We start from the raw sequence: 6252 nt of genomic DNA on the forward strand, positions 1-6252 counted from the left end.
GATGTTGGCGCAGATTCGGGCAGAGCAGACCAGCTAAACTAAGAGCACTCATTGAGAGCGACACCCATGACCGAAATCATCTTTCTCGTTGAAGACGATCCAGAAGGGGGATACACCGCCAGAGCGATTGGGGAATCCATCTTCACCCAAGCCGACACCCTCAAAGACCTCAAAACCTATCTGCGCGATGCCGTTCATTGCCACTTTGAAGACGAGCAAACTCGCCCAAAACTAATCCGGCTCCACATCGTCCACGATGAAGTAATTGCCTCATGAAGCTGCCCCGCGATCTCTCCGGCGAAGCATTGGCGCAAATCTTAAAGCAGTTGGGATACCAAACCATTCGTCAAACAGGCAGTCACATTCGCCTAACGACCCAACAGAATGGCGAACACCACATCACAATTCCTAATCACAGCCCAATTAAAATCGGTACGCTCAACGCCATCTTGCGAGACATCGCAACACATTTTGAACTCACCCGCGATGGGCTTGCAGAACGCATCTTCTGATAATCAAGCGACTGAAGGACAAGCGGCAGACCTGTCGGATGATCCGATGACGCAGGCGGTGTTGAAAGAGATTCAGGTAGAGCAGCAGTAATATTAGACTAGACCAACTCAAAATAAGCACAGACGGATAGACAATCAGCAGAAAGTGGGGGAACAACGCTATGCCAGTCATTTCTATGTTTTATGGCATTGTCATCCTGATGTACTACTTTGATAACCAGAAGCATCACCAGCCCCACATTCACATCAAGTACCAAGACGATGAAGCCGTTATTTCAATTCCAGACGGAATTCTTTTAGAAGGCAAAATCCGCAATGCTAAGCTGAAATTAGTTCAAGCCTGGATTGAGATTCATCAAGACGAACTCATGGCAAACTGGGAATTAGCAGTGCAAGGTCAGCAAGTTTTCAAAATCGACCCGCTGCGCTAGGAGGAACCATGTCGCCCAAGGTGATTAAAGTCGAACCCTTAGTAGACTTCAAGCTCAGACTGTTCTTCAATAATGGTGAAGTGCGCTGCTTTGACCTCAGCCCTTATCTCGACAAAGGAGTTTTTACAGAACTGCAAAATATCCATTACTTCAAGCAGGTCAAGCCCTTCTTCGGCGGCGTTCAATGGCTCCACGAGCAAGACCTCAGCGCCGATACGCTGTATCTAAACAGCAGCGTAGATACACAGACTGGCATGTTGCCTAGCGATCACCTCCTGTAACTGGCAAGCGGCGGAACTGTCGGATCATCCGACGACGCAGGCGGTGTTGAAAGATATTCAGGCAGAGTAAAAACTGTGATTAAAATAGAAGAACAGATTTCTTCTGAGCCATAATGCCCACCCAGAGCGAAGCCATCAAGCAGGATATCGATCAGCTCACAGCAGAGCAGTTGCAGCAAGTTGCTGACTTCATCGCCTTCCTCAAATTTCGCCGCAAGCGTCATCTCATTCTTGCACCAGAGCAGCTCGCATCTCTTGCTGAAGATGCCGCCGAAGATCGCGCCTTGGCAGAAGCAGGCATGAGCGACTATCTGACGCTGCTGCATCACGAAGATCAGCAATGAGCCAATTCCCCAAACGTGGCGAAGTTTAACTAGTAGGAAGACTTAATGTAGCTGACCAATCCTTCGTAGATCGCAAATTCTGGCGATCGATCCCCCTAGCCCCCTTAAAAAGGGGGAACCGAGCCAAATTTTCTCAAAGTCCCCCTTTTTAAGGGGGATTTAGGGGGATCGATCGCCAGCTTCTTGACCAGAAATCGTGAGTTTGCGATCTACTGATCCTGCGAATCAGATTGCTCTGGATCAACCAACTCGCCTAGATACCGCTGAACAAAGGCTGCGGCGGCTTCGGGATTGAGTTGATTGAGAGCTTTGGTGATTTCGGCAATGTTTTCGGCGCTGGGATCTCGCTGTTCATGCACCCATTTAAAAACAGCAGAGCGATCAATGCCAAGCGTCACCGCTAGCTTGTTCTGGCTGATTCCGTAGGTTTCGAGAACCGTTTTGAGTACCTGACTTGCCCTGCCCATGCCCCAATCCTGTCAAAGGATGGCGAGTCAGTAAATGTTGTCTTGTGCGACCACAAACATGATATGTTGTCTTAGTAGACTACATGCTCAATGGATGAGACTCATGGCTCAAGATTTCCGTTCTGATGACGTTGTAGCACTGCCGCCCGATGCGCCGCTGAATAACGATGCTGCACCCGTCCGCGAACCCGTGCGTTTAATCGTGGTCAGCTCGCGGCTGGGCGTCACCCGCATGATTCAGACTCTGCATCTGCGCGGCGTGGTGGATGCCCATGAATGGAGCGCCCTACAGCCAGAGCCAATGACAGGCAAATGGATGAGCGTGGCGACGAAATATCTAACGCTTGACTAAAGCAGAAGCCCGAATGCCCTTCACAGCCTTCTCATGAACTATGCGGGCAGAGAATAAACTTTTTCGGCTTTGAGGTTAGCGCTGGCATAGCTGAGGCAAGCTTGAATCTGCTCATGGGTAATACCCGGATAGTTGCGGAGAATTTCTTCGATGCTCCAACCTTGGGCAAGCAGGTCGATGATGAACTCAACAGCCAGACGAGTTCCTTTGATGATCGGCTTGCCGACGAGGATGTTTGGATCGAGGGTAATGTGTGTTTGCCAGTCCATTGGGTTGAACTCGAAGGGTTAGCTCTTATTTTATGAGGTTGAGCCTGAAACAGGGCTGGGCAGAATCAAAAACGATTGAGTTGTAACGAAGGATATACAACCCATGTTCAGCGGGAAGTCTAGAGACATCTTTATTTCACGTTTATCAGGAGTCTCTACGATGCCGAATACAGCCATCAGCGCTCAGTTGAGCCAAGCCGACCGCGATGCCGTGATGGCAGCCATTGCCACCATTAAAGCCAAGCTGCCGTTTTTGATCGATCTCTCTGCGGATGATCGCAAGTCGCTGCCCAAGATGGGCGATAAGAGTCGGGCGTTTGTCAGCAAAGCGATGGAGGTGGCCACACAGAACCCAGACTTCCTGCCGCGCTCGTTTGATCTGTCTGAGCTGCAAAAAGACGTGCAGCTGTTTGAAGCGCTCTACCCGGTGCTGATGTCGCTGACGCAGCTCCATGATTTGGTGGATGACACCTGCTTGGCGGTGGGCAGCGAGGCTTATGCAGCGGCGCTCCAGGTCTATAGCTATGCCAAAGCTAGCGGAGAGGGGACGGGACTGGAGACGGCAGTGGATGAATTGGGTCTGCGCTTTGCCCGCAAAGCTCGTAAGCCCAAGAGCCAGACGGTGAGCGTCAAGCCAGAAGGGGCAATGGTCTAGCAAAAAGGTGGAAGGCTGCGCTCTGGAGGTGCAGCACTGAGGCTCAGAGGTGAATCGTTGGAGCAAATTGCTCGGCGGTTTGAGTTCTGAGCCTGATTTTTTGAGTTCTGAGGTCGGACAGTTGAGCAAAAAGATGGAAGGGTTGAGCAGAAAGATGGAAGGGTCGAGCTTTGAATGGCAAGGCTGGAGATCGGAGCTTGAATGTTGAGGATTTGGGTACTAGCGGTCTGGTGATCAAGGTGGCTCTAGCAGCGGCAAAACCACTATTTGAGCAGCAAATCGCGTGAAGTCTCCTACGTTGTGGGTGAGAAGCTGCTGAATTCCGTAGGTTTGCATGGTTGCCACAATGTTGGCATCATGTACCTGTCGTCCGCCCACTGTAATTTGATTGAGCAGAACCAAAAGCTGCTCTGTGACTTGTGTAGTTTCGTCTGCGACTTGAAACCGAGACAGCAAGGCACGAATGAGGTCGGAAAGCGTGGTTATTGGGATGGGGGCTGTAAAAGATTGAGGGCGCGTCAGGACTGACAGATACTCGCGCAGCACTTGCCTGCTAATCCATAGCTCCTGTCCGGTTTGCTCGTAGGTTTGAAGACGACTTAGGGCGGGTTGATGCAGCGGCGCTTCGGCAATGCTGGCATAGACCAAAATATTGGTGTCAATAAAGATGCGTTCAGCGCCCGCTGTCGTCATATAGATCCTCGCGTCTGAGAGAACCCACGCCAGCCCATGCGCCAACATGAATCACGGGGAAGGCGGGGCGTTGATTTGGGGGCGTAGCTGAAGGCAAGCTGCGGCTTGGTGGTTCGCCAATCACAATCACGACCTGGTGATTGCCGGGTGCGATGTCGGCGGGGAGCTGTAAGGTGGCGGTGCCATCTGCGGCAACTCTGACGGTAGTTTCAATGGCTCGCATTGCTTTATCCTGCTGGGTCGAGGGTTGGGTGCAGGAGCCTACAGTGACTCTGAGCTAATTCTAGCGCCAAGATTGTGGATAGTTTGCTAAAGCCTGGGGGGAAATTCGCGTTCTTACAGACAAATTTGCGGGTGTTTTACGGAAAGCTGCCGACAATTGGGGTAGAACAGTGGAAAGCGTTCTGTGATTCCCCATGATTGAACAAATCACGCTGCTGCTGGCAACCCCAATTGCCAAGGCGGTACTCGATAAATTCTATGAAGGTGTCGGTTCGGAGCTGAGCAAGAAGGCAGTCGAGAAGCTGCCGGAGAAGGTGCAGCAGCTTGGCAAGCTAGTCTGGGAGAAATGTCTGCGGGGGAAGCCGGGAACGGAGCAGCTCTTGCAAAGCGCGGCGGCAGGTTCGGCAGCGGATCAGCAAAAGCTGGCTGAATATCTGCATACTGTTTTGGATAAAGACGCGAGCTTGAAGGCAGAAGCGCAAAAGCTGGCGGAAGAAATTCATGTGGAAGTCACCAATAACGACATCCAGGCTAAAAATGTGCAGTATGTGACGGGTCAAGCCCAGGGATTGCAGGTGAATGATCCCAATCATCCTGTGATTCAAGTGCAAGGCAATCCGTCATTTCACTTTGGCGCTACTCCAAACTCCGGTTGACTGGAGTCGTCTGGAGGGGCACAGACAAAGATTAGCACCCCCTACTACATCGCTCCCGGCCTCGGCTCTCGCATCTTTGTCGGTCGAGCGCAAAAGATGCAGGAATTGCACCAACGGCTGCAAGCCTCTGAGCAGCTCGCGATTACTGCCGCGACGGGCATGGGCGGCATTGGCAAAACGGACTTGGCTTGGCACTATGCTTATGATCATCAGGCTGACTATTCCGGCGGTATCTGGTGGCTCTCGGCGGCGCAGCTTGTGCTGAAGGTGCTGGAGTATAGCTTGCTGATGGGGCTGGATATTCCGCCTGAAGATGCGGATGCAGCGGCGAAGGTGCAGTGGTGTTATCAAAAGTGGCTGGAGGCCATCCCGACGGGAGCGAGATTGCTGGTCTGGGATGATGTGGGAGATGCGGAAGCCTATGGGGAACTGCGGCCTTATCTGCCGACTGACGCGCGGTTTCGGCTGCTGATTACCACCAGAGCCAAGCTAGGGCATCCGGTGCAGCGATTGGAGCTAGATGTGCTGGAGCCAGCGGCGGCGCTAGAGCTTTTGGGGCAGCTTGTGGGAGATGAGGCAAGGCTGGTGGCAGAAGCAGAGACGGCCAAAGCGCTTTGCCAATGGTTGGGATATTTGCCGCTGGGCATTGAGCTAGTGGGGCGACATCTGGCGCTGCATCCCAATCTGAAGCTGGCAACCTTGCTCAGTCGGCTAGAAACCCAGAAGCTTAACGCCAGAGCGATGCAGCAGGTGGCTCCAGAGATGCCCTACCGCGATAGCTTGGCCGCAGCCTTTGAGATTAGCTGGCAGGGCTTGAGTGAGGCGGCACAGCAGCTCGGCGGATTGCTGAGTTTGTTTGGGCTGGCTCCGGTCTCGAAAGCGCTGATTGTGGACTGCTTGCCAGAATGGGATGAGGAAGACCTTGAAGATGCTCTGGACTTGGCGCTGGTGGGAAGCTCGCTGCTGACGGTGCTGGAGACGGGCGAATATCTGCTGCATTCGCTGATCCGTGAGTTCTTCGCAGGTAAGCTGCAAGCGTTCTCCACTGCCGAAGCGCTCCAGCGCGGGTTTGTGCTGGCATTGACGGAAGTTGCTAAGACGGTTCCGTATACAGTGACGCTGAATGACCTTGCCCGCACTGAAAACACGATGCTGCACATGGAAGCTGCTGCGCTCTATTCGGCTTTGCTCAGCGATGAAGATTGCTTCTGGCCGCATATTGGCCTTGCCCGACTCTACGAGAGCCAGAGCCTCTGGCAGCAGGCAGAGCAGTGGTCTGGTGACTGCCTGAAGATGACCGAAGCGCGATTTGGCAAGCAGCATCCTGCCATTGCCACAAGCCTCAACAATCTGGCAGGGTTGTACTATTC

General features: G+C 52.8%; 12 protein-coding genes. 9 read left to right on the forward strand and 3 right to left on the reverse strand.

Annotation, left to right across the window (positions count from 1 at the left end):
• Positions 1-66: 66 nt before the first annotated feature.
• From VB797_RS33925 to VB797_RS33945, 5 genes are all read left to right on the forward strand, one after another.
• A complete protein-coding gene (locus VB797_RS33925) occupies positions 67-276 on the forward strand; it encodes a 2-oxoisovalerate dehydrogenase E1 subunit beta (protein ID WP_323242204.1) in 210 nt (69 codons plus the stop codon).
• Positions 273-512: a type II toxin-antitoxin system HicA family toxin gene (locus VB797_RS33930; RefSeq protein ID WP_323242205.1), complete on the forward strand. Its 240-nt coding sequence runs from the start codon at positions 273-275 to the stop codon at positions 510-512. Before VB797_RS33925 ends, VB797_RS33930 begins: the two co-directional genes overlap by 4 nt.
• 161 nt (positions 513-673) lie before the next feature.
• Entirely contained in the window at positions 674-943 is a 270-nt protein-coding gene (locus tag VB797_RS33935; RefSeq protein WP_323242206.1) for a DUF4160 domain-containing protein, read from the forward strand.
• Between the two features lie 8 nt (positions 944-951).
• A complete protein-coding gene (locus VB797_RS33940; RefSeq protein ID WP_323242207.1) occupies positions 952-1224 on the forward strand; it encodes a DUF2442 domain-containing protein in 273 nt (90 codons plus the stop codon).
• A 113-nt stretch (positions 1225-1337) separates the two neighbouring features.
• Positions 1338-1568 carry a hypothetical protein gene (locus VB797_RS33945; RefSeq protein ID WP_323242208.1) on the forward strand — a complete coding sequence of 77 codons (231 nt, stop codon included), beginning with the start codon at positions 1338-1340 and terminating at the stop codon, positions 1566-1568.
• 209 nt (positions 1569-1777) lie between these two features.
• Here VB797_RS33945 and VB797_RS33950 read toward each other — a convergent pair whose 3' ends face one another.
• Positions 1778-2035: a helix-turn-helix transcriptional regulator gene (locus VB797_RS33950; protein WP_323242209.1), complete on the reverse strand. Its 258-nt coding sequence runs from the start codon at positions 2033-2035 to the stop codon at positions 1778-1780.
• A 103-nt stretch (positions 2036-2138) separates the two neighbouring features.
• On the opposite strand from VB797_RS33950, the gene VB797_RS33955 reads away from it, so the two are divergent.
• A complete protein-coding gene (locus VB797_RS33955) occupies positions 2139-2387 on the forward strand; it encodes a hypothetical protein (RefSeq protein WP_323242210.1) in 249 nt (82 codons plus the stop codon).
• Between the two features lie 38 nt (positions 2388-2425).
• On the opposite strand, the gene VB797_RS33960 is transcribed toward VB797_RS33955, so the two are convergent.
• Positions 2426-2656 carry a DUF433 domain-containing protein gene (locus VB797_RS33960; RefSeq protein ID WP_323242211.1) on the reverse strand — a complete coding sequence of 77 codons (231 nt, stop codon included), beginning with the start codon at positions 2654-2656 and terminating at the stop codon, positions 2426-2428.
• A 160-nt stretch (positions 2657-2816) separates the two neighbouring features.
• Between VB797_RS33960 and VB797_RS33965 the strand changes: the two genes are divergently transcribed.
• Complete coding sequence (locus VB797_RS33965) at positions 2817-3311, forward strand: hypothetical protein (RefSeq protein WP_323242212.1); 495 nt, start codon at positions 2817-2819, stop codon at positions 3309-3311.
• A 234-nt stretch (positions 3312-3545) separates the two neighbouring features.
• On the opposite strand, the gene VB797_RS33970 is transcribed toward VB797_RS33965, so the two are convergent.
• A complete protein-coding gene (locus VB797_RS33970; RefSeq protein ID WP_323242213.1) occupies positions 3546-4004 on the reverse strand; it encodes a type II toxin-antitoxin system VapC family toxin in 459 nt (152 codons plus the stop codon).
• A gap of 416 nt (positions 4005-4420) precedes the next feature.
• Here VB797_RS33970 and VB797_RS33975 point away from each other — a divergent pair, with 416 nt between their 5' ends.
• Both VB797_RS33975 and VB797_RS33980 read left to right on the forward strand, forming a co-directional pair.
• Complete coding sequence (locus tag VB797_RS33975; protein ID WP_323242214.1) at positions 4421-4882, forward strand: hypothetical protein; 462 nt, start codon at positions 4421-4423, stop codon at positions 4880-4882.
• Between the two features lie 96 nt (positions 4883-4978).
• On the forward strand, positions 4979-6252 hold a 1274-nt coding region (locus VB797_RS33980; RefSeq protein WP_323242215.1), incomplete at its 3' end, for an NB-ARC domain-containing protein.

Source organism: Rivularia sp. UHCC 0363, from assembly GCF_034931125.1.
Taxonomy (GTDB): Bacteria; Cyanobacteriota; Cyanobacteriia; order Cyanobacteriales; family Nostocaceae; genus Rivularia.

Excerpts from the sequence above, each read along its gene's own strand:
- VB797_RS33925 (WP_323242204.1), top strand. The coding sequence starts at position 67 with ATGACCGAAATCATCTTTCTCGTTGAAGACGATCCAGAAGGGGGATAC.
- VB797_RS33955 (WP_323242210.1), top strand. The coding sequence starts at position 2,139 with ATGGCTCAAGATTTCCGTTCTGATGACGTTGTAGCACTGCCGCCCGAT.
- VB797_RS33950 (WP_323242209.1), bottom strand. The coding sequence starts at position 2,035 with ATGGGCAGGGCAAGTCAGGTACTCAAAACGGTTCTCGAAACCTACGGA.
- VB797_RS33935 (WP_323242206.1), top strand. The coding sequence starts at position 674 with ATGCCAGTCATTTCTATGTTTTATGGCATTGTCATCCTGATGTACTAC.
- VB797_RS33930 (WP_323242205.1), top strand. The coding sequence starts at position 273 with ATGAAGCTGCCCCGCGATCTCTCCGGCGAAGCATTGGCGCAAATCTTA.
- VB797_RS33970 (WP_323242213.1), bottom strand. The coding sequence starts at position 4,004 with ATGACGACAGCGGGCGCTGAACGCATCTTTATTGACACCAATATTTTG.
- VB797_RS33975 (WP_323242214.1), top strand. The coding sequence starts at position 4,421 with ATGATTGAACAAATCACGCTGCTGCTGGCAACCCCAATTGCCAAGGCG.
- VB797_RS33940 (WP_323242207.1), top strand. The coding sequence starts at position 952 with ATGTCGCCCAAGGTGATTAAAGTCGAACCCTTAGTAGACTTCAAGCTC.
- VB797_RS33965 (WP_323242212.1), top strand. The coding sequence starts at position 2,817 with ATGCCGAATACAGCCATCAGCGCTCAGTTGAGCCAAGCCGACCGCGAT.
- VB797_RS33945 (WP_323242208.1), top strand. The coding sequence starts at position 1,338 with ATGCCCACCCAGAGCGAAGCCATCAAGCAGGATATCGATCAGCTCACA.
- VB797_RS33960 (WP_323242211.1), bottom strand. The coding sequence starts at position 2,656 with ATGGACTGGCAAACACACATTACCCTCGATCCAAACATCCTCGTCGGC.